The 19291-nt window shown below is 69.4% G+C and carries 21 protein-coding genes and 1 pseudogene; 11 read left to right on the top strand and 11 right to left on the bottom strand.

Annotated features, from left to right (window positions below):
- The first annotated feature begins 66 nt into the window (after positions 1 to 66).
- Entirely contained in the window at positions 67 to 474 is a 408-nt protein-coding gene (locus JWS13_RS13860) for a hypothetical protein (protein ID WP_206006005.1), read from the top strand.
- A gap of 3 nt (positions 475 to 477) precedes the next feature.
- Here the strand turns inward: JWS13_RS13860 and JWS13_RS13855 are convergent, their stop codons facing one another.
- Complete coding sequence (locus JWS13_RS13855; RefSeq protein ID WP_206006004.1) at positions 478 to 939, bottom strand: pyridoxamine 5'-phosphate oxidase family protein; 462 nt, start codon at positions 937 to 939, stop codon at positions 478 to 480.
- 63 nt (positions 940 to 1002) lie between these two features.
- Here JWS13_RS13855 and JWS13_RS13850 point away from each other — a divergent pair, with 63 nt between their 5' ends.
- Positions 1003 to 1959 carry a helix-turn-helix transcriptional regulator gene (locus tag JWS13_RS13850; RefSeq protein ID WP_206006002.1) on the top strand — a complete coding sequence of 319 codons (957 nt, stop codon included), beginning with the start codon at positions 1003 to 1005 and terminating at the stop codon, positions 1957 to 1959.
- Positions 1960 to 1962: 3 nt separating this feature from the next.
- Here the strand turns inward: JWS13_RS13850 and JWS13_RS13845 are convergent, their stop codons facing one another.
- Positions 1963 to 3132 (bottom strand): thiolase family protein, encoded by a 1170-nt coding sequence (locus JWS13_RS13845; protein WP_206006001.1) that lies wholly within the window; start codon positions 3130 to 3132, stop codon positions 1963 to 1965.
- A 195-nt stretch (positions 3133 to 3327) separates the two neighbouring features.
- Here JWS13_RS13845 and JWS13_RS13840 point away from each other — a divergent pair, with 195 nt between their 5' ends.
- The 4 genes from JWS13_RS13840 to JWS13_RS13825 are packed head-to-tail and all read left to right on the top strand — an operon-like array spanning position 3328 to position 5518.
- Entirely contained in the window at positions 3328 to 3927 is a 600-nt protein-coding gene (locus JWS13_RS13840) for a sulfite oxidase-like oxidoreductase (RefSeq protein WP_206005999.1), read from the top strand.
- A complete protein-coding gene (locus JWS13_RS13835) occupies positions 3917 to 4690 on the top strand; it encodes a ferredoxin reductase (protein ID WP_206005997.1) in 774 nt (257 codons plus the stop codon). The genes JWS13_RS13840 and JWS13_RS13835 overlap by 11 nt, the downstream gene beginning before the upstream one ends.
- A gap of 19 nt (positions 4691 to 4709) precedes the next feature.
- Positions 4710 to 4982 (top strand): DUF6510 family protein, encoded by a 273-nt coding sequence (locus JWS13_RS13830; protein ID WP_206005995.1) that lies wholly within the window; start codon positions 4710 to 4712, stop codon positions 4980 to 4982.
- A 41-nt stretch (positions 4983 to 5023) separates the two neighbouring features.
- Positions 5024 to 5518, top strand: a complete 495-nt coding sequence (locus tag JWS13_RS13825; protein ID WP_206005993.1) for a winged helix-turn-helix transcriptional regulator — start codon at positions 5024 to 5026, stop codon at positions 5516 to 5518.
- A gap of 39 nt (positions 5519 to 5557) precedes the next feature.
- Here JWS13_RS13825 and JWS13_RS13820 read toward each other — a convergent pair whose 3' ends face one another.
- Positions 5558 to 6331 carry a site-2 protease family protein gene (locus tag JWS13_RS13820; RefSeq protein ID WP_206005991.1) on the bottom strand — a complete coding sequence of 258 codons (774 nt, stop codon included), beginning with the start codon at positions 6329 to 6331 and terminating at the stop codon, positions 5558 to 5560.
- The gene (locus JWS13_RS13815) at positions 6328 to 6981 is read right to left on the bottom strand and encodes a hypothetical protein (RefSeq protein WP_241032582.1); all 654 of its coding nucleotides are present in this window, start codon (positions 6979 to 6981) and stop codon (positions 6328 to 6330) included. Before JWS13_RS13815 ends, JWS13_RS13820 begins: the two co-directional genes overlap by 4 nt.
- Positions 6982 to 7199: 218 nt before the next feature.
- Here JWS13_RS13815 and JWS13_RS13810 point away from each other — a divergent pair, with 218 nt between their 5' ends.
- Complete coding sequence (locus tag JWS13_RS13810) at positions 7200 to 8489, top strand: adenylosuccinate synthase (RefSeq protein ID WP_206005987.1); 1290 nt, start codon at positions 7200 to 7202, stop codon at positions 8487 to 8489.
- An 84-nt stretch (positions 8490 to 8573) separates the two neighbouring features.
- Positions 8574 to 9008 carry a racemase gene (locus tag JWS13_RS13805; protein ID WP_206005985.1) on the top strand — a complete coding sequence of 145 codons (435 nt, stop codon included), beginning with the start codon at positions 8574 to 8576 and terminating at the stop codon, positions 9006 to 9008.
- Here the strand turns inward: JWS13_RS13805 and JWS13_RS13800 are convergent.
- Positions 8944 to 9482 (bottom strand): annotated as a pseudogene (locus JWS13_RS13800) (methylated-DNA--[protein]-cysteine S-methyltransferase). The gene JWS13_RS13805 and the pseudogene JWS13_RS13800 sit on opposite strands and share 65 nt — an antisense overlap.
- Before the next feature lie 64 nt (positions 9483 to 9546).
- The gene (locus JWS13_RS13795) at positions 9547 to 9759 is read right to left on the bottom strand and encodes a hypothetical protein (protein ID WP_241032181.1); all 213 of its coding nucleotides are present in this window, start codon (positions 9757 to 9759) and stop codon (positions 9547 to 9549) included.
- A gap of 62 nt (positions 9760 to 9821) precedes the next feature.
- Between JWS13_RS13795 and yczR the strand changes: the two genes are divergently transcribed.
- Positions 9822 to 11306, top strand: a complete 1485-nt coding sequence (gene yczR / locus JWS13_RS13790; RefSeq protein ID WP_206005983.1) for a MocR-like transcription factor YczR — start codon at positions 9822 to 9824, stop codon at positions 11304 to 11306.
- A gap of 50 nt (positions 11307 to 11356) precedes the next feature.
- Here the strand turns inward: yczR and JWS13_RS13785 are convergent, their stop codons facing one another.
- Complete coding sequence (locus JWS13_RS13785; RefSeq protein WP_206005982.1) at positions 11357 to 12454, bottom strand: CaiB/BaiF CoA transferase family protein; 1098 nt, start codon at positions 12452 to 12454, stop codon at positions 11357 to 11359.
- Positions 12455 to 12599: 145 nt separating this feature from the next.
- Between JWS13_RS13785 and JWS13_RS13780 the strand changes: the two genes are divergently transcribed.
- Positions 12600 to 12977: a VOC family protein gene (locus tag JWS13_RS13780; RefSeq protein WP_087558718.1), complete on the top strand. Its 378-nt coding sequence runs from the start codon at positions 12600 to 12602 to the stop codon at positions 12975 to 12977.
- A 6-nt stretch (positions 12978 to 12983) separates the two neighbouring features.
- On the opposite strand, the gene JWS13_RS13775 is transcribed toward JWS13_RS13780, so the two are convergent.
- The 4 genes from JWS13_RS13775 to JWS13_RS13760 form a co-directional block, all read right to left on the bottom strand.
- Positions 12984 to 13877, bottom strand: a complete 894-nt coding sequence (locus tag JWS13_RS13775) for an SDR family NAD(P)-dependent oxidoreductase (protein ID WP_206005981.1) — start codon at positions 13875 to 13877, stop codon at positions 12984 to 12986.
- 78 nt (positions 13878 to 13955) lie between these two features.
- Positions 13956 to 15458, bottom strand: coding sequence for a carboxylesterase/lipase family protein (locus JWS13_RS13770; protein WP_241032180.1), 1503 nt, complete (start codon positions 15456 to 15458; stop codon positions 13956 to 13958).
- The gene (locus JWS13_RS13765) at positions 15419 to 16948 is read right to left on the bottom strand and encodes a carboxylesterase/lipase family protein (protein ID WP_206005979.1); all 1530 of its coding nucleotides are present in this window, start codon (positions 16946 to 16948) and stop codon (positions 15419 to 15421) included. The genes JWS13_RS13770 and JWS13_RS13765 overlap by 40 nt, the downstream gene beginning before the upstream one ends.
- A gap of 65 nt (positions 16949 to 17013) precedes the next feature.
- The gene (locus JWS13_RS13760; RefSeq protein WP_206005978.1) at positions 17014 to 18447 is read right to left on the bottom strand and encodes a dihydrolipoyl dehydrogenase family protein; all 1434 of its coding nucleotides are present in this window, start codon (positions 18445 to 18447) and stop codon (positions 17014 to 17016) included.
- An 88-nt stretch (positions 18448 to 18535) separates the two neighbouring features.
- Between JWS13_RS13760 and JWS13_RS13755 the strand changes: the two genes are divergently transcribed.
- Entirely contained in the window at positions 18536 to 19288 is a 753-nt protein-coding gene (locus JWS13_RS13755) for an SDR family oxidoreductase (protein ID WP_206005977.1), read from the top strand.
- The last annotated feature ends 3 nt before the right edge of the window (positions 19289 to 19291 follow it).

The raw sequence follows: 19291 nt of genomic DNA, 5'->3' as shown, positions 1-19291 counted from the left end.
CCCTGTCTGTTTCGTCCGGTATCGCGGCGGGAAATCGTTGTGCGACGACTCACGGAAGGGAACACCATGTCCACTCTCGCAGCGTTCGCACGACCCGCCGCCGTTGCCGCACTCGGTGCGGCCGCTCTCTTCGCAGCACCCGCCGCCGCCTCCGCGGCGCCGTTCATGCCCGACCCGCTCGCGAACTGTAAGCCGGCCGCCACTTTGGGTGTCGAGAAGGATGGCAACCAGGTCGAGTGGGAGTTCGAGGGACCAAAGGATGCCACGACCGACGCTCAGGTGACCTATCTCAACTTCGGTGGCCAGGCGCCGACGATCGGCACGTCGGGCCCGCTGACGAACGGTGAGGGCGTCGAACGGGATCTGCCCGGGCTCACCGCCCATCTGATCCCGGGCGGCAGCTATGACGCCGATGGTGCGAAGGGGCCGCTGGAGCCCTGCGCGCTCGGCTTCGGGTTTGGCGTCACGCAGTGACCGTCACTTGGTGAACCGGGTGACACCCGCGCCCGGCCGCCACAGATCGACGTACAGGTGCTCGCCGTCGACGGTGGTGTGCACCACCTCGTCGAGGTCGAGTTCGAAGACGTCCGCCTCGGGGATCTCGTCGGGGTAGCGATCGACGATCTGCTGCTTCCGCTCCCCGAGGATTTCCCGGGCGCGGCCGCTGATCTTGGCGTCGCCGCCCTCCATCGTGTGGTGACCGGGGTTGCTGTGGAGGGAGTACCGCGGATCGCGTTGCAGGTCCTGCACTTTGCGTGCGCCGACCATCGAGCCGAGCAGCAACGCGCCGTCGTGGAACTCGACCTCGGTGCCGCTCACCCGCGGGGAACCGTCCTTGCGGAGCGTCGCCAGCACGTGGTGCTTGTGCGCCTCGAAGCGCGCGGCGACGGCCTTGGCGAGGTCGGGTGCTTCTGTCTCGAACTGTGCCCAGTTGGTCATGCCGACCAGTGTGCGCCCCTATCCCTGACATCTACTGTCAGGGATTCTCTCTAGACTCGGAGGATGCGTTCGAGTCGGCTCGTCGAGGTGATGCTCCGTCTGGAGGGCAGTCGCGGGGCCACCGCACAGCAACTCGCGGACGAACTGGGCGTCTCGGTTCGCACCGTGTACCGCGACGTCACGGCGTTGTCGGCGGCCGGGGTCCCGTTGTGGACGGAGAGCGGACCCGGGGGCGGGATCCGGTTGCTCGACGGCTGGCAGTCGAAACTCGGCGGCATGACAGGGGAGGAGACGTCCGCGTTGATGTTGCTCGGGGTCCCGTCGATCGCCGAGGACCTCGGTCTTCGCGACGTCACCGCGGCGGCGCAGTCGAAGTTGCTGGGGGCGTTGCCGGTTCCGCTGCGGGCCGGGGCGCAGCTGTGGCGGGACCGGCTGTACGTCGACGCCCCCGGCTGGTTCGACGGGCCACGCGACAACGGCGATCTTCCCGTCGTCGCGTCCGCGGTGCTCGAGGGGCGGCGTCTGGGCATCCGGTACCGCAGGGGGAACCGTTCGGCGGCAAGAACACTCGACCCCCTGGGTTTGGTGGCGAAGGCCGGCGTCTGGTATCTCGTCGCGCAGCACCGGGCGCGGACGCTGTCGTACCGCGTGTCACGGATCAGTGATGCGACCGTGCTGAGTCAGCCGGCGGTGCGGCCCGGCGATTTCGATCTCGGCGCGTGGTGGATTGCGTCGGTGGCCGAATTCGACCGTGCCCTCCTGCGATTCCGGTGCCGGGTGCGGCTCTCGCCCGCGGCGTGGCGCCGACTGCCCCGGGTGGTCGGGGTGGAGGCCGCTCGCGTCGAACCCGGCCCGTCCGACGACGACGGCTGGGTCACCGTCGACCTGCTGCTCGAGGCCGAGGACGTGGCTCTCGACCAACTGACCGTTCTCGGCGGGGGAGTCGAAGTGCTCGAGCCGCAGTCGCTGCGGGACTCGCTGCGCGCGGTCGGTGAGGCGATCACCCGCCGGAACGGCTGAGGGTCACCCGAGTCGTTCGAGCACCGTGGCGTTGGCGAGTCCGCCCGCCTCGCACATCGTCTGCAGGCCGAACCGTGCCCCGCGCTGCTCCATCGCGTTCACCAGTGTGGTCATGAGCCGGGCGCCGCTGGCCCCCAGCGGATGTCCGAGCGCGATCGCGCCGCCGTGCACGTTGACGCGGTCCAGATCGGCTCCGGTCTCCGCCGCCCAGGCCAGAACCACCGGCGCGAAGGCCTCGTTGACCTCGAACAGGTCGATGTCGGAGATGTCGAGGCCGCTGCGCTGCAGCACCTTGCGCGTCGCGGGAATGACGGCGGTGAGCATCATCAGCGGGTCGTCGCCGACGACGGCGAAGCTGTGGAGCCGGGCCAGCGGGCGCAGTCCGAGGCGTCCCGCGATCTCGCTCGTGGTGATCATGAGCGCCGCGCTGCCGTCCGACAGGGGACTGCTGTTGCCGGCGGTGATCGACCAGTCGATCTGCGGGAACCGCTCGCCGTAGACGTCGCTGCGGAAGGCGGGCCGCAGGCCGGCCAGTGCGGCCGCCGTCGTGTCCGGCCGGATGGCCTCGTCGACGCCCAGTTCCGGGAGGACGGCCAGTTCCTTCGTGAAGTTCCCGGCAGTCGTTGCCGCGGCGGCATTGTGGTGGCTGCGCAGCGCGAACTCGTCCAGTTGGGTACGCGAGAGTCCCCACCGGGCGGCGATGAGTTCGGCGCTGATGCCCTGCGGGACGAGGCCGTCGGGGTAGCGGCGTTCGAAGCCCACGCCCATCGACTCGCGGCCGATGCTGCTGGACCCCATCGGGACTCGGCTCATCGATTCGACACCGGCGGCGACGACGATCTCGTAGGCGCCGGACAGCACGCCCTGCGCGGCGAAGTGGACGGCCTGCTGGCTGCTGCCGCACTGCCGGTCGACGGTCGTGCCGGGGACGGACTCGGGGAACCCGGCGGCGAGAAGCGCACTGCGGGTGATGTTCTGGCTCTGGTCGCCGACCTGGGTGACGGTGCCGCCGATCACGTCGTCGATCAGGGTGGGATCGATTCCCGTGCGCTCGATGAGGGCCGACAGGCTGTGGGCGAGAAGGTCGACGGGATGCACTCCGTGCAGGGCGCCGGAGGGCTTACCCTTGCCGATCGGTGTGCGGACGGCCTCGACGATGACGGCGTCTCTCATGGCTCTTCCTTTCGCTGCCCGTGAGTACTTGTTAACCGCGGGCGGTTAACAAGTACTCACAGGTGGTGGACCTGGCTTTTGATTGCCATAGTCAGCAATGTACACCTGGCTATGGTTATCGCAAGTCAGGTGTGACCAATGCCTCGGATCGACGGTTTGCGCTGCGAAGATCCGGCGGCGGTCCTAACGTGGGGCATGGCTGTTCTGACCCCCGGCTTCCGCGGCAGACCGCGCAGCGAGCACGCCCTCCCGCCCGGTCAGTACGAGGTCACCGATTTTCCGGTCCTCTCCGCAGGGCCGACGCCCCGCGTCCCGACCGACACGTGGACCCTGACCGTCACCGACGAGACCGGCCGGCGCCGCGAGTGGTCGTGGGCCGAATTCACGGCGCTGCCGCAGGAGCGCCCGACGGTCGACCTCCACTGCGTCACGCGATGGTCGAAGTTCGGCACCTCCTGGAAGGGCGTCTCCCTCGACACCCTGTTCGCGGACGTCGAGACGTCCGCGGGATTCGTCCTCGTCGGGTGCGACGGCGGCTACACCACCAACCTCCCCGTCTCCGACCTCCTCGGAGGCAAGGCGTGGATCGCGCACACCTACGAGGGCTCGCCACTCGCACCGGTGCACGGGGGTCCGGCCCGCCTGCTCGTGCCGCACCTCTACCTGTGGAAGTCCGCGAAATGGGTTCGGTCGATCCAGCTCGTCACCCAGGACGTGCCCGGCTTCTGGGAACAACTCGGGTATCACGATCGCGGCGACCCGTGGCGGGAGCAGAGGTATCAGGGTGACCAGTGAGCTCGTGGGCCGCGCGGTGCTCGGCTGGCGGGTGGCCGAACTCGTCGAGTCGTGGCCGGAGACGGCGAGTGCGCGTGCCCTGGTCCTCGGGGTACCCGACTGGCCGGGCCATCGCGCCGGGCAGCATGTCGATCTCCGTCTGACCGGACCCGACGGGTACACCACCGAGCGAAGCTACTCGCTGGCGTCGCCTGCCGCGCGCTCGCCCGGCGGGTGGCGACTGCAGTTGGTCGTCCAGCGGGTGCAGGACGGTGAGGTGTCTCCGTATCTGACCGACGTGTTCGCCGCGGGCAATCTGATCGAGGTGCGCGGACCGATCGGTGGCTGGTTCGTGTGGTCACCGCGCGAGGGTGGCGGCGCGCCTGTGCTTCTCGTCGCGGGTGGGTCAGGCATCGTGCCGCTGATGTCGATGATTCGGGAGCGCCGGTTCCGCCGCGATCGCACACCGTTCCGGCTCGTGTACTCGCTGCGGACGCAGGCCGACGAGTTGTTCGCGGACGAGCTGAACAGACCCGGGATCGGCGACGGGGGAGTCGAGACGTTCGTCGTCCGCACCCGTGAGGACTCGCCCCGGTCCGGGCGTCCGGCGGGTCGGATCAGCGCTGCCGATCTCGCGGCGTGGGGATGGCCCGCGGACTTCGCTCCGCGCTGCTTCGTCTGCGGGCCTACCGGTTTCGTCGAGGAGGTGGCTCGTCTGCTGCTCTCGCTCGGGCACTCGCCGGACGACATCAAGACCGAGCGGTTCGGTCCCTCCGGGCCGTGACCGGAGGAAGGGGCTTTCGATGAGTACGTTGCAGGGCAACGATTTCGAGGACGGAAACGTTCTCGGTGGGCCGTTCGCGGAGATCTTCGTCCACGACCTCACCGCGGCGACCGGCCGGTGCCGATTCTGCGGTCTCGACGGCCCGATGGCCGCCGTCCACGTCTATGCGCGTGCGCCCGGTGTCGTCGTGCGATGCCCGGGGTGTCAGGAGGTGCTAATGCGGCTCGTGTCGACTCCGCGTGGCCTCGAACTCGACGCCAGCGGTCTCGCGCACCTGTCCTGGAGGCTGTAGCCGCTGACTATGGAATTTGCAAGTCAGCTAGGCTGAGGTGCATGGATGCGGCACGGTTGGACGGCTTTCTCGCGGATCGCGACACGTGGCGGGCCACGCACTGCTCGATCGGCAAGGCGATGGACGTGATCGGTACGCGCTCGGCCGTCCTGATCCTGCGCGAGGCCTACTACGGCACCACGCGATTCGACGACTTCGCGAAGCGGGTCGGCATCACCGAGGCCGTGGCGGCGTCCCGGCTGCGGGAACTGACGGCCGAGGGCCTGTTCGAGCGGCAGCCCTACAAGGAGCCCGGGCAGCGCACCCGCTACGAATACGTGCTCACCGAGAAGGGCCGCGACCTCTTGCCTGCCGTGCTCGCGCTGATGCAGTGGGGCGACAAATACCTTCAGGGCGAGTACGGACCGCCGATCGGGCTGCGGGACGACACCACCGGCGAACCCGTCCGCGTCGAGGTCCGCAGTGCGGGCCGGGAGGTGCCGCTGGCGGAACTGCGGCTGACCCCCAACTTTGCGGAGGAGGACGCCCGCCCGTGAGTACTTGTCAACCGCCGGCGGTTAACAAGTACTCACGGGTCAGAGCCAGAAACGCATCAGATAGTTGCCGAACTGCGCGTAGGTCTCCGGCACCCCGGACAGTTCGAACAGCCGGTAGATGACGTCGAAGAACACCACGTTGATCGACGGCACGAACAGCAGCGCCACGAGGATCAGCAGTCCGTACGGTTTGAACTGGTCGACGGACCTGCGGGTGCGGGGCGGCAGGAACGGCTCCAGTGCGGCGTACCCGTCGAGTCCCGGGACCGGGAGGAGGTTGAGGACGGTCGCCATCACCTGCAGGAAGGCGAGAAAGCTCAGGCCCGTCCAGAACACCAGGTGGTCGCCGCCGAGCCCGAACCAGCGGATCACCGCGAGGAGAACGACCGCCGACAGCAGATTCACAGCGGGCCCGGCGAGGGACACCCGTGCCTGCACTTTCGGCGGGAACAGTCCGGTGCGCAGGTACACGGCGCCGCCGGGCAAGCCGATCCCGCCGAGCGCGATGAACAGCACCGGCAGGCCGATCGACAGCAGTGGGTGGCTGTACTTCAACGGGTTGAGCGTGAGGTAGCCGCGCACCTCGACGTCGGTGTCGCCGTGCCGCCACGCCGTGTACGCGTGCGCGAACTCGTGCAGGCAGAGCGTCACCACCCATCCCGCGACCACCAGCAGGAACACCCCGACGTGCCCGAGGGCCGATCCCCGCTCGGCGCGCCAGGCGAGGACACCGCCGGCGACCGCGACCGCGACGACGAGCAGGAAGACCGGACTGGGACGGACCGCGGTGGTCCGCGCCCTGGGCAGGTTCATCGGACCAGCAGCCACTCTTGGTCGTGGCGGTAGAACGTCGAACGCTTGACGTCGCGCGGGTTCGGCACCCCGTCGCGGGTGAGGGCCGCGGCGGGCGACCCCAACTGCACCGCGCGACCCTCGACCCAGCGGCGCGGCAGCCAGCGCCTGCGGGGTTCGACCGACGCGCGCAGGCCGGGCATCCGCGGCGTCGGGGTGATGTTCATGTTCGTCGTCGTCCCCGAGAACAACCGGGTGTCGTCGACGTACGCCTCGCCGACGAGCGGGCCACCGTCCGGGCCCGTGACAGCGGCGCATCCGACGAGCGCGATCCCCGCGTCGTCGCGGATGAGGGGGACCGGTCTGGCCGTGCCCTTCAGCGCGGTGCGGGCGCCACGCGCGCCGGCGGACAGGTGGTAGGCCTCCGTCGCCTCCGAACGGTGCTCCGCGACGTAGGCGAGTTCGATGTGCAGCCGTTCGGTGCGCATCAGCCGGGTCAGGGTGGCGGCGAGGGCGGCGTCGCTGCCCACCACGATCAGTCGCGGATCCGCGACCACCTGCAGTTTGGAGAAGACCTCGTCGAACTCGTCCTTGTCCGGAACAGTGGGTGCACTCGAGGCCGAAATGGAGCCCAGAGGTAGGGGAAGCGGCGCGTCGCCGCAAATGAGCACTACGGGGGTCAACGCCACTCCTCGCCCGGATGTCCCGCCGCGATTTCCGCAGCTTCCCTTTCGGATCATCCTAGTGGCACGCCCGAGTTGGCCTCCTCAGCCGTACTGTGGGGTCTGTTCTCCGTGCCCTCGGCTAGACTGTTCCCCCGGCCACTGCCTACGAACGGCAGGACCACGCAGTCGGATACGACTGTACGTCGACCGTAGGAGACAACGTCATGCCGGCAATCGTCCTGATCGGCGCCCAGTGGGGCGACGAGGGCAAGGGCAAAGCGACCGATCTACTGGGCGGACGCCTGCAGTGGGTGGTGCGCTACCAGGGCGGTAACAACGCCGGACACACAGTGGTACTTCCGAACGGCGACAAGTTCGCACTGCATCTCATCCCGTCCGGAATCCTCACTCCGGGAGTCACGAACGTCATCGGAAACGGTGTCGTGGTGGACCCGGGAGTGCTGCTCACCGAACTCGCCGGACTCGAACAGCGGAGCGTGGACACCAGCCGCCTGCTGCTCTCGGCCGATGCGCACCTGATCATGCCGTACCACGTTGCCATCGACAAGGTCACCGAACGCTTCCTCGGGGCCAAGAAGATCGGCACCACCGGCCGCGGCATCGGGCCCTGCTACCAGGACAAACTCGCGCGTGTCGGCGTCCGCGTGCAGGACGTGCTGGACGAAAAGATCCTCACCCAGAAGGTCGAGGCGGCACTCGAGTTCAAGAACCAGGTGCTCGTCAAGATCTACAACCGCAAGGCCCTCGACCCGCAGCAGGTCGTCGACGAGGTGCTCGAGCAGGCCGACGGTTTCAAGCACCGCATCGCGGACACGCGTCTGCAGCTCAACGAGGCGCTCGAACGCGGCGAGACGGTGCTGCTGGAGGGTTCGCAGGGCACGCTCCTCGACGTCGACCACGGCACCTACCCGTACGTGACGTCGTCCAACCCGACGTCCGGTGGCGCAGCGGTCGGTTCGGGCATCGGCCCCACCAAGATCACGACGGTGCTGGGCATCCTCAAGGCGTACACCACCCGCGTCGGTTCGGGCCCGTTCCCGACCGAACTGTTCGACCAGAACGGCGAATACCTCGCCAAGACCGGCGGCGAGGTGGGTGTCACCACCGGCCGTGCCCGGCGCACCGGATGGTTCGACGCCGTGATCGCCCGCTACGCAACGCGTGTCAACGGCATCACCGATTACTTCCTCACCAAGCTCGACGTGCTCAGCAGCCTCGACACCATCCCGATCTGCGTCGGCTACGACGTCGACGGTGTGCGGCACGACGAGATGCCCATGTCGCAGACCGACGTTCACCATGCGAAGCCGATCTACGAAGAAATGCCCGGCTGGTGGGAAGACATCTCCCACGCCCGGACGTTCGAGGAGCTTCCGAAGAACGCGCAGAACTACGTCCTGCGTCTCGAGGAACTGTCGGGTGCGTACATCTCCTGCATCGGCGTCGGCCCCGGCCGCGACGAGACCATCGTCCGCCGCGACGTGGTGCGGTAGTCCGTTTCCTCGCGCCGAATGTGGCATCGGTCCAGTTGAATTCAACCGATGCGACATTCGGCGATCCGCGATACATTCGAGCCGATGATCAGAACTGTCGCAGCGAGCACCCGGACAACGGCCGACCGGTGGTACGACAGCTTCCACGCAGCGGCCACCGTCCTGGAGTCGTTCGGTTCCGGGCACGATCCGGTGGACGCCTGCCGGTGCGTGGCGGTGGTGTCGACGGATCTCGGTGCCTGGGTCTTCGAGGGCGATCCGAGGTCGACGGTGGATGCATTCATCCATGCCGTGGAGCGGGCGATCGTCGCCGGCGGGCAGGCGTTCGTGCTGGGATGTGCCGTTGTGAACGCGGATCAGCGGGTCGTGCGGACCCTCCGGGTTCCCGGCGGCGACAGGATGGCCGCGGCCGCCGCGATGGCGCGCGAACTCGTCGCCGATACGCAGGAGCCGATCAGAACAGCACCGGGTCGTCGAAACCGGGAGTGTGCTCGAGGGCCAGCAATTCGCGTTTGGTGAGGGTGCCGCCACCGGCGGAGAAGCCGCCCACCTGCCCGCCCGCGGCGAGGACGCGATGGCACGGGATCACGACCGGCAGCGGGTTGCGGCCCAGCGCCTGACCGACGGCCTGCGCGGCGCCCGGCTTGCCCAGTTCCGCCGCGCGATGTCGCCGTAGGTGAGGGTGGTACCCGGGTCGATCGCGCGCGTGATGTCGTATACGTGGCAGTCGAATTCGGGGACACCCTCGAAGTCGAGGTCGATCCACCGCAGATCGTCGAGTGCGCCGCCCAGATGTTCGCGTATTCCGTCGACGGCCTGCTGGACCGGCGTGGGCGGCTGGTGCTCCACCGCGTCCGGGAAACAGTGTTCGAGCCGCTGCCGGGTGGACTCGGGTGAACCCTCGGGCAATTGCACACCCACGATCCCCGCGGCCCGCCACGCGATGGCGCAGGTGCCGAGGGCGGTGTCGAACAGGGCGATTCCTGTGGTCACCAACCCAGTATGCCTCCGACCTCCGACACATACCGTCCGTGAACCGTGGTCGGCGGAAGGTCGATCAGCTGCTGCGGCCGTCGGGGCGCCGAGGTCCCGGATCATGCCAGTCCGGATCTTCTGGACTGCTCGACCGGTCGGGGAAGATGCCGCCGAGAGGGGCTCCGATCCGGAACTGCTCCAGGCGAAACATGCCCTTACCTCCCTCTTTGGGGCCGTAATGCGCGACCGCGGCGGCCAGGAGGGCCATGCACAGGAGCGTGATCAGTGTCGTCATGGATCCGAGCTTCGCGAGAACTGGCTTGGAGTTGAATAGCCAAGAGGGTGATACTGGACTGCATGATGACTCGTGTACTCGGAGCACGCTCCCTGGCCAGGGACCTCGGCAACTGGCAGGACGACAGCGGCCGCCGCTCGGCGGCGCGACCGGCCTACCGGGCACTGGCCGAGAGCATCCGCCTGCTCGTGCACGACGGACGCATCCCGTTGGGTGTCGCGTTGCCGAGCGAACGCGAACTGGCGTCGGTGCTGGAGTTGAGCCGGACCACGATCACGTCGTCGTACTCGGTGCTCCGGGACGAGGGGTATCTCATCAGCAGGCAGGGGTCGCGCAGCACGGTCGCGTTGCCGCTCGGGGCGCGGCAGAACGGGCTGATGTTCCGGGCGCACCAGCCCGGGTCCGACGGCGCGGTGGTCGATCTCAGTTACGCCGCGATGGCCGCGCCCGCCGAAGCGGTCGAACAGGCCTACGCCTATGCGCTGCAATCACTTCCGCAGTTCCTGCCGACGCACGGGATGGAGCCGGTGGGGATCGGCGCGTTGCGGGACGTGATCGCGGCCCGCTACCGGGCGCGGGGACTGGAGACGTCGCCCGAGCAGATCATGGTCACGTCCGGTGCCCAGCACGCGCTGCGGCTGCTCCTCAACGTGCTGACGGCGCCGGGGGAGCGGGTGCTGGTCGATCACCCCACGTACCCCAACGCGCTGGAGGCGATCCGCAGGGTCGGCGCGCGTCCGGTCCCGGTTCCCGTGCGGCCGGAGGGCGGTGCGTCGGGGGCGTGGGATCTCGACGGAATCCGCAGCGCGGCCCGGCAGACCGCGGCCCGGATGGCGTATCTGATTCCGGACTTCCACAACCCCACCGGACTGTGCCTGGACGCGTCCGGGCGGGCCGAGCTGGCGCGGATCGCGCGCGACACCCGCATGACGCTGGTGGTGGACGAGACGATGGTCGACCTGTGGCTGGACGAGCCGTCACCGGGGCCGGTCGCGGCGTACGCCAAGGGGGCCGCGAAGTCGGAAGTCGTGACGATCGGGTCGGCGGCCAAGTCGTTCTGGGGTGGGCTCCGCGTCGGCTGGATTCGCGCGGATCCGGCGCTGATCACCCGGCTCGCCGGGGCGCGGGCGGCGGTCGATCTGGGGACCCCGGTGATGGACCAGCTCGCGGCGGCGCATCTGCTCACCGACGACGAACTCGTCCTCGCGCGTCGCCGGGCGGAGCTGCGGGAACAGCGGAGCGCGATGCTCGACGCGCTCGCCGACCGCCTCCCGGACTGGGTCCCGACCATCGGCTCGGGAGGGATGTCGCTGTGGCTGCGCATGCCTGCGCCGGTCTCGACGGCGCTGGCCGCGACGGCCCCCAACTTCGGGGTGCTGCTGGCGGCGGGACCGCGGTTCGGGGTGGAGGGTGCGTTCGAGCGGTTCGTGCGGCTCCCGTACGCGCGGACGTCGGACGAGTTGCGCCGCGGCGTCGACGGCATCGCGGCGGCGTACGAGACGCTGGCCGTCGACCGTGAGCTCGCGGAGCCGTCGCTCGTCGTCTGAGCACGTGAGTGGCAAAGCGTACTCGAGCACGCTTTGCCACTCACCTGCCGTCAGGTCCAGACGGTGTCGATGTCGACGCCCCGCCGGGCCGGCGGGGTGGGAGCACCGGCGGGGGTGCGGGAGAACCGGGGTGCCGGGGCGTGCTGGGTGACGCCGTCGAGGTCGATCAGCGACCCGCGGGCGGCGATGTGCTCGTTGGACGGCGCCTCCGAGAACGTCAGCACCGGCGACACGCAGGCGTCGGTGCCGAGGAAAATCGCAGCCCACTCGTCGCGCGTCTTCGACAGGAACTTCTCGGCGAAGACCTTCTTCATCTGCGGCCACGCGGACACGTCCATCTGCTGCGGCAGTTCGGCGGGGTCGAGTTCGAGGCCCTGCAGCAGCAGGGCGTAGAACTGCGGCTCGATCGAGCCCACGGCCATGTACTTGCCGTCGGACGTCTCGTACGTGTCGTAGAACGGCGCACCGGTGTCGAGCAGGTTGACGCCCCGCTCGTCGGACCAGACGCCGCGGCCGCGGAACGCCCACATCATGTGCGACAGCGCCAGCGCGCCGTCGACCATCGCCGCATCCACGACCTGCCCCTTGCCGGACGACTGGCGTTCCACCAGCGCGGACAGGATCCCGAAGATCAGGAACATCGAACCGCCGCCGAAGTCGCCGACCATGTTCAGCGGCGGCACGGGACGCTCACCCTTGCGGCCGATGGCGTGCAGTACGCCGGTCAGCGAGATGTAGTTGATGTCGTGGCCGGCGGCGCTGGCCAGTGGACCTTCCTGGCCCCAGCCCGTCATCCGTCCGTACACGAGTCGCTCGTTGCGCTCCAGACAGACGTCCGGGCCCAGGCCCATGCGCTCGGTGACACCGGGCCGGAAGCCCTCGATCACGACGTCGGCGCGCTCGATCAGCCCGAGCACCTTCTCGACCTGTGCGGGGTCCTTCAGGTTGGCCTCGACGACGCGGCGGCCGCGCTGGATCTGGTCGTACGGACCGTCCGACGGGATCACTCCGGGGCGCTGGACGCAGACCACGTCGGCGCCCAGATCGGCCAGGAGGGCGGCGGCGTGCGGGCCGGGTCCGAGGCCTGCGAATTCGACGACGCGAATGCCCGCGAGGGGGCCCTTCTTCTCTGAAACTGGAGCAGACACGCGAGTTCCTCATTCCGGTGCGAGACGACCTGTCGAATCGACGTTAACTTGCGGTCCCCGGGCCGTGTGCCCCGGGTCACGGGATGCCGCCGCGGGTGACCCCGCACTCTTGCCTGTCCACGGGTGCGCGGGGCACAGTTGATTCATGAGTCTTCAGGGTGAGCTCGTGAGTTTCGTGGCCAGCACCGACCTGGACGTCTCGGAGATGTTCTACGTGGAGACCCTGGGGCTGACGCGCGTCTCGCGGGACGAGTTCGCGTTGGCCGTCGACTGCAACGGTGCCCTGCTCCGGGTCACGCTGGTGCAGGCGAAATCAGACACCGGGTACACGGTGCTGGGGTGGAAGGTCGCCGATCTGAACGGGGTCGTCGATTCGCTGCGCAGCAAGGGCATCGAGTTCACCGAGTATCCGGGGATGGATCAGGACGAGCACGCGGCCTGGCTCGCACCGGACGGCATCCGGGTCGCGTGGTTCCGGGATCCGCACGGCAATGTGCTGTCGCTGTTCGAGGATCCGAACTGACGAGCGTCAACCGCGGCCGGCGAGCAGTGCCTCGGTAGCGTCCCACAGCCGCGCGGCGAGCGCCGCGTCCCGTGCGTCCTTGCCGGGCTGAACGACCTTGCAGCCCTTGACGTATTGGCCGGTGAATTTGCCGCTCTCCGTCGCGGTGGCGGTCCACACCGCGGTCTCCGCTGCCTTGGCGACCTCGGCCATGAACGGTGTCAGGAGTGTGCCCACCACCTGGTGGCCGAACGGCAGACCCCGGCCGAGGGCGGTGCCGCGGACGAATCCGGGGTCGGCGCAATTGACGACGAGCCTCGCGGGATCGGACCGGCGCGCCAACTCTCGGGTGAACAGGGTCAGGGCGAGCTTGGAGTTGTTGTACGCGCGCTGGCCGTGGAACGTGTCCTTCGCGCCGTCGAGGTCGTCGAAGTCGAGGCTGCCGCCGCGATGTCCCGACGAAGTGATGTCGACGATCCGCGACGGACGCCGGTAACCGGCGGCGTCGGCAGTCGACGCCCGCGCCATCGCCGGAGCCAGTGTCGTCGCCAGGACGAACGGCGCGAGGTAGTTGACGGCGAACGTCTCTTCGATTCCGTCCACCGTCAGCCGGCGCTGCCCCACGTCGACGCCCGCGTTGTTCACCAGCACGTCGATTCGCGGGAACCGATGCAGCAGTTCCCCGGACAGCTTGCGGACCCGGTCGAGCGAGGACAGATCCGCCAGCGCCGAGTTCAGCCTGTCGCGGTCCGCGCTCTCGGACAGGTCGGCGATCGCCGCGTCGATCCTGTCCTGGTTCCGGCCGACCAGGACGACGGTGGCGCCGCGCTGTGCGAATTGGCGGCAGGTCTCCAGGCCGAGGCCCGAGGTGGCGCCGGTGACCACCATGGTGCGGCCTGCGAGGTCGTTCGACTCGGTCATTCTCGCCTCCCGAATGCAGGTCTCTACGAGAGTAGGGCAACCGGGAGGGGCGCAACGGGGAACGAGCCGACGGTCCCGCTATCGCCGGTGCTCGTAGCCCAGCCAGGCCCGCCGGCGCTCACCGAGCGGATCGTTCTCCACCCTGCTGGTGTCATCGATGACCAGCGTCTCCCGGCGCTCCGGCGAGTACCGCGGCCAACCGGATGCGGGCGTCCCGTGGCGGGCGAAATGCAGCCAGTGCGACTGGACGGTGTCGGTGACGGCCCGCAACCCGCGGCGTCCCCCGAGCGCGGTGAGCAACCGCGACCACGGCCCGGTCAACCCGAACACCGCGTACAACTCCGTGGCGTGGGTGGCGCCCAACCCGAGGACGTGGAGCAACCGGGGTGCGAAGTCGTACCGGTAGCTGTACGTCGGGGCGACGGTCGTGTGGCCCTGCGCGCACAGGACGGACGGTTCCCAGAACGTCACGTCGCCGCCGAGGTCCGCGGCCGCCCGCCGGCGTGGATAGCCGGGGTAGGCCGCGATGGCCCGCTCCTTCACCGACGCGTCCACGTGCGAGAACATCTTGTCGATCCGGGTGGGATCGGTGGGCAGGATGTTCAGGAACCGGGGAAAGACCCTGCCCTCGTGGCGGTTCGTGCCGATGATCAGCGGAACGGGATGCCCGGATCCGGTCGCGAAACTGTCGAGCGGGTGGGTGGGAAGGAAGAAGCCGTCGACGACGGGCGCGAACGCGCGGGTTCCGGGTTCCTCGTCGGCGCCCCGGTGCGCCAGCGTCGTCCCCGCCGCGACGAAATCGGCCGGGTCGGCGGTCTCGAGCCACGTTGCGGCCTCGGACAGCGGGACCCCGGCGATCTCGAGGAATTCGCGCGACCACCGGGCCGCCCGGTCGGGGTGGTAGGCGGAGGCCACCGGCGGGCTCTCGGCAATGGCCCGCGCGAACAGGCCTTTCGCGGCGGGTGTGGTCATCAGGGTGGTGACGGCGTTGGCGCCCGCGGATTCGCCGAAGACGGTGACGTTGCCGGGGTCGCCGCCGAATTCGGCGATGTTGCGCTGCACCCATTCGAGTGCGGCCACCTGGTCGCGGAGGCCGAGGTTGGAGTCGAAAGGTCTTTCGGGGGTGGAGAACTGGGTGAAGTCGAGGTATCCGAGGGATCCGAGTCGGTAGTTGATCGACACGTACACGATGTCGCCGCGGCGGACCAGCGACTGTCCGCCGTACAGCGACGAGGACGAGGTTCCGCCGGAGTAGGCGCCGCCGTGGATGAACACCATCACCGGTCGCGGCGTGGCGGATGGGGAACCGGGGGCGAGCACGTTGAGGGTGAGACAGTCCTCGTCGGTCCCGCTGCCCTGCGGTGCGGGGGACCCGAAATGGAAGGCCCGCCGGACTCCTGACCACGGTTCGACCGGGTGCGGGGCCCGCAACCGCAGCGGCCCGACCGGGGGCGCGGCGTAGGGGATTCCCCGCCACGCCGCCAGGTCGTCGATCCGGCGCCCTCCGACGGCGCCGGCATCGGTGTGGACTTCCAGAGCGGTCACAGGCCCTGCCCGTGGTAACCCGCGTACCCCTCCCATGCCAGCCTGCGCTCCCGGCGCGGGTCGTCCTGGACGGTGGAGACGGTGTCGAACACGAGTGTTGCCCTCCGGTCGGTGTCGTACTTCGGCCACGACACCAACGGTGTTCCCCGCGAGGCGAAGTGCAGCCAGTGTCGCTGCACATTATCCGTCACGTCCTTCAGGCCACGTCGTCCGCCCGGCAGGGTGAGGCCGCGGCCGATCAGCGTGTCGGCGACGTCGAACACGGCGAACAGTTCGAACCCGTGCGTGGCGTCCAGGCCGAGCCACTTCATCGCACGCGGCGCGAAATCGAAGCGGTAACTGAAGGTGGGGGCGTACGCGGAATGGGCCTCGGCCAGTTCGATCGACGGCCTCCAGAACGTCAGGTCGCCGCCCAGGGCGACGGCGGCGTCCGGTGCCGGGTAGCCCGGATACGCCGCGGTGACGCGGGCCTCGGCGGCGGGGTCGGTGAGTGCGAACATCCGCCCGATCCGGTCGGGGTCCGTCGGCAGTGCGTCGAGGAATTTCGGGAACAGGGTGCCCTCGCTGGCGTTGGTGCCGATGATCAGCGGAACCCGGTGCGCCGAGCCGTCGGCGAACGCGTCGAGCGGCGGCTTCGGCAGGAAGTCGCCGTCGATCACGGGTCCGAACGGGTGCAGTCCCGGCGTCTCCGAGAGCACCTTCGCACCGAGACGGTTCCCGGCCCGGCCCAGCGCGCCGACGGGTGACGACGCGAGTGCCTCTGCGGCAGTGCCGGGTTCGGCTCCGAGCAGCATCACGTAGTCGGATGCCCATCGGGCGGCCCGGTCCGCTGTGGTGACGAGGCCGGGCGCGGAACTCTCCGAGATCGCCCGCGCGAAGAGGCCTTTCGCGGCGGGTGTGGTCATCAGGGTGGTGACGGCGTTGGCGCCCGCGGATTCGCCGAAGACGGTGACGTTGTCGGGGTCGCCGCCGAATTCGGCGATGTTGCGTTGCACCCATTCGAGTGCGGCCACCTGGTCGCGGAGGCCGAGGTTGGAGTCGAAAGGTCGTTCGGGGGTGGAGAACTGGGTGAAGTCGAGGTATCCGAGGGATCCGAGTCGGTAGTTGATCGACACGTACACGATGTCGCCGCGGTGGACCAGCGACTGGCCGCCGTAGAGCGCGGTGGCCGACATGCCCAGCGTGTACGCGCCGCCGTGGATGAACACCATCACCGGGCGCGCGCCGGACGTGCCGGGCCTGGCGAGCACGTTGAGCGTCAGGCAGTTCTCGCTGCTCGGCTGATATTTGCCCGGCCGCAGCGCGGTGAACTTCTTGTGTTGCACGGCGGCGTCGCCGAACTCGGTGGCGTCGAGCTCACCGGACCACGGCGTGACCGGCCGGGGTGCGCGCAACCGCAGCGGACCCACCGGGGGAGCGGCGTAGGGAATTCCCCGCCACGCGACCAGGTCGCCGACGCGCCGGCCCCGGACCACCCCCGCGGTCGTCCTCACCAGCGTGTCGGTCGTGAGAGTGTCAGACGCCATGCCGGCGACTATACGGAGACCGCCTGAGGAGACGCTGTCATCCGCCGGGGTGTTCCGGTCCCGGGTCAGCGCCGCGCCTCCAGCAGTCGCAGCCACACCTCGCTCACGGTCGGGTACGACGGGACCGCGTGCCACAGCGTGTCGAGCGGCACCTTCCCGACCAGCGCGACGGTGGCGGCGTGGACGAGGTCGGCGACATCGGTGCCCGCGAACGTCGCCCCGACCAGGGTGTCGGTGGCCCGATCGACCACGAGTTTGGCGTGACCGCTGAAATCGTCGCGGGACAGGGACGAGCCGGCGACGGCGATGTCGACCTCCACGGTCTCGACGTCCACGCCGGCGTCGCGCGCCTCCTGCTCGGTGATCCCGACGGCCGAGACCTCCGGATCGGCGAACACCACCTGGGGGACCTGCCCGTGGTCGGCGGTGGCCCGGAATCGGGAGCCGTTAAGCGGCCTGCCCTCGGCGCGGGCGGCGATCACGTCTCCGCACACGCGGCCCTGGTACTTGCCCATGTGGGTGAGCAGCGCGCGACCGTTGGCGTCGCCGACGGCGTACAACCACTCGTCGGCCGTCGTCAGATGGTCGTCGGTGGTGAGGTATCCGCGGGAGTTCAGCAGCCGCGCGTCGAGGCCGAGCGACGACGTTGCCGGCGTGCGTCCGGTCGCGACGACGATCTCGTCGACGACGAGCGGGTCCTGCCCCGCCACGTCCAGGGTGACCGGACCGCCGTGGATGCGGCCGATCCCGGTGTCGCGGGCGTCGGCCCGTTCGACGCCGCGAAGGTCCGCGCCGAACAGGATCCGCGCACCCTTCTTCTCCAGGTTGCGGGCCACCCGTTCGCCGGCGAACGGCTCGTTCTTCGGGAGCAGCGCCCGGCCGCGGACCACCATCGTCAGTTCCTGGGCGCCGAGGTCCAGCAGCCACGTCGCGCTCTCACAGGCCACGACGCCGCCGCCGATCACGGCGACCCGGCGCGGAATCTCCCTCAGGTTGGTGGCGTCCCGCGAGATCCACGGCAACGCCGCCCGCAGGCCGGGGGTGTCCGGGACGGTAGCGGTCGTCCCGGTGGCGACGACGACGGCGTGCCGGGCGCGCAGCTCGCGGGAATCGCCGACCGTCACCGTGCGGTCCCCGGTGATGCGTGCCGATCCCCGGATGACGTCGATCCCCGCCGCGTCGGCCCACATCACCTGCGACGAGTCGTCGTGGTTGTTGGTGAACGAGTCGCGGCGTGCCAGCACGGCGTCCACGTCGAGCGGACCGGCCGACACCCCGGGCATGTTGCGGGCCGCGCCGAGGACCTCCCCGGGACGCAGCAGCGCCTTGCTGGGCATGCAGGCCCAGTAGGAGCATTCGCCGCCGACGAGTTCGTGCTCGATCAGCGCCGCGGTGCGGTCGCTGCCGGCGATGGCGTAACTCGCCGCGTTCTCACCCGCGGGACCGCCGCCGATCACGATGACATCGAACTCTTCCGCGCCGCTACCGGAGTCAGTCATACCTGTAACCGTAAGCCGGTCGGTGTGCGATGTCAGAGGTTCCGGCGGGCCTCCCGCGTAGTTACCGCCGAGTAGATACTGTGTCGGGATGACACGGCAGAAGATTTTGATCACGGGTGCGAGCTCCGGGCTCGGCGAGGAGATGGCCCGCCGGTTCGCGGCGCAGGGCCGGGACCTCGCACTGTGCGCGCGCCGCGTCGAACGACTCGAGGCCATCCGCGACGAATTGCGGGCGTCGCATCCCGAGATCGCCGTCGCCGTCCGCGAACTCGACGTCACCGACCACGACGCCGTCGTGCGGGTCTTCGGCGAACTGCGCGACGAACTCGGCGGGCTCGACCGCGTCGTCGTCAACGCCGGTCTCGGCAGGGGCGCCAGGATCGGAACGGGCCGGGCCGACGCCAATCTCGCCACCGCCCGCACCAACTTCGTCGGCGCCCTGTCGCAGTGTGAGGCGGCGCTCGGCATCTTCCGCAAGCAGAACTCCGGGCACCTGGTGCTCGTGTCCTCGGTCAGCGCGGACCGGGGTCTGCCCGGCCCGAAGGCGGCGTACTCGGCGAGCAAGGCCGGGGTGTCGGCCCTCGGCGAGGCGCTGACCGCGGAACTGGCGAAGAGCCCGATCGTGGTCACCACGCTGCTTCCCGGGTACATCGCCACCGACATGTCGAGCAAGGCCGGCGACAGTTCCGCGCTGACGGCAACCCTCGGCGACGGCGTCGACGCGATGGTGTCGGCCATCGAGAAGGAGACGAACCGTGCTGCGCTGCCGGGCATCAAGTGGCGGGGAATCGACGTCGCGTTGCGGTTCCTTCCTCATGCGTGGACATCCCGGTTCGTGTAGGAC

This window comes from Rhodococcus pseudokoreensis (genome assembly GCF_017068395.1).
Lineage (GTDB): Bacteria > Actinomycetota > Actinomycetes > Mycobacteriales > Mycobacteriaceae > Rhodococcus_F > Rhodococcus_F pseudokoreensis.
This window is presented reverse-complemented; position numbering and strand designations above follow the sequence as displayed.

What these genes read in the sequence shown, in the direction of transcription:
- JWS13_RS13860 (WP_206006005.1), top strand. Translation starts at nt 67, where the DNA reads ATGTCCACTCTCGCAGCGTTCGCACGACCCGCCGCCGTTGCCGCACTC.
- JWS13_RS13855 (WP_206006004.1), bottom strand. Translation starts at nt 939, where the DNA reads ATGACCAACTGGGCACAGTTCGAGACAGAAGCACCCGACCTCGCCAAG.
- JWS13_RS13850 (WP_206006002.1), top strand. Translation starts at nt 1,003, where the DNA reads ATGCGTTCGAGTCGGCTCGTCGAGGTGATGCTCCGTCTGGAGGGCAGT.
- JWS13_RS13845 (WP_206006001.1), bottom strand. Translation starts at nt 3,132, where the DNA reads ATGAGAGACGCCGTCATCGTCGAGGCCGTCCGCACACCGATCGGCAAG.
- JWS13_RS13840 (WP_206005999.1), top strand. Translation starts at nt 3,328, where the DNA reads ATGGCTGTTCTGACCCCCGGCTTCCGCGGCAGACCGCGCAGCGAGCAC.
- JWS13_RS13830 (WP_206005995.1), top strand. Translation starts at nt 4,710, where the DNA reads ATGAGTACGTTGCAGGGCAACGATTTCGAGGACGGAAACGTTCTCGGT.
- JWS13_RS13825 (WP_206005993.1), top strand. Translation starts at nt 5,024, where the DNA reads ATGGATGCGGCACGGTTGGACGGCTTTCTCGCGGATCGCGACACGTGG.
- JWS13_RS13820 (WP_206005991.1), bottom strand. Translation starts at nt 6,331, where the DNA reads ATGAACCTGCCCAGGGCGCGGACCACCGCGGTCCGTCCCAGTCCGGTC.
- JWS13_RS13810 (WP_206005987.1), top strand. Translation starts at nt 7,200, where the DNA reads ATGCCGGCAATCGTCCTGATCGGCGCCCAGTGGGGCGACGAGGGCAAG.
- JWS13_RS13805 (WP_206005985.1), top strand. Translation starts at nt 8,574, where the DNA reads ATGATCAGAACTGTCGCAGCGAGCACCCGGACAACGGCCGACCGGTGG.
- JWS13_RS13795 (WP_241032181.1), bottom strand. Translation starts at nt 9,759, where the DNA reads ATGACGACACTGATCACGCTCCTGTGCATGGCCCTCCTGGCCGCCGCG.
- yczR (WP_206005983.1), top strand. Translation starts at nt 9,822, where the DNA reads ATGATGACTCGTGTACTCGGAGCACGCTCCCTGGCCAGGGACCTCGGC.
- JWS13_RS13780 (WP_087558718.1), top strand. Translation starts at nt 12,600, where the DNA reads ATGAGTCTTCAGGGTGAGCTCGTGAGTTTCGTGGCCAGCACCGACCTG.
- JWS13_RS13775 (WP_206005981.1), bottom strand. Translation starts at nt 13,877, where the DNA reads ATGACCGAGTCGAACGACCTCGCAGGCCGCACCATGGTGGTCACCGGC.
- JWS13_RS13770 (WP_241032180.1), bottom strand. Translation starts at nt 15,458, where the DNA reads ATGGGAGGGGTACGCGGGTTACCACGGGCAGGGCCTGTGACCGCTCTG.
- JWS13_RS13765 (WP_206005979.1), bottom strand. Translation starts at nt 16,948, where the DNA reads ATGGCGTCTGACACTCTCACGACCGACACGCTGGTGAGGACGACCGCG.
- JWS13_RS13760 (WP_206005978.1), bottom strand. Translation starts at nt 18,447, where the DNA reads ATGACTGACTCCGGTAGCGGCGCGGAAGAGTTCGATGTCATCGTGATC.
- JWS13_RS13755 (WP_206005977.1), top strand. Translation starts at nt 18,536, where the DNA reads ATGACACGGCAGAAGATTTTGATCACGGGTGCGAGCTCCGGGCTCGGC.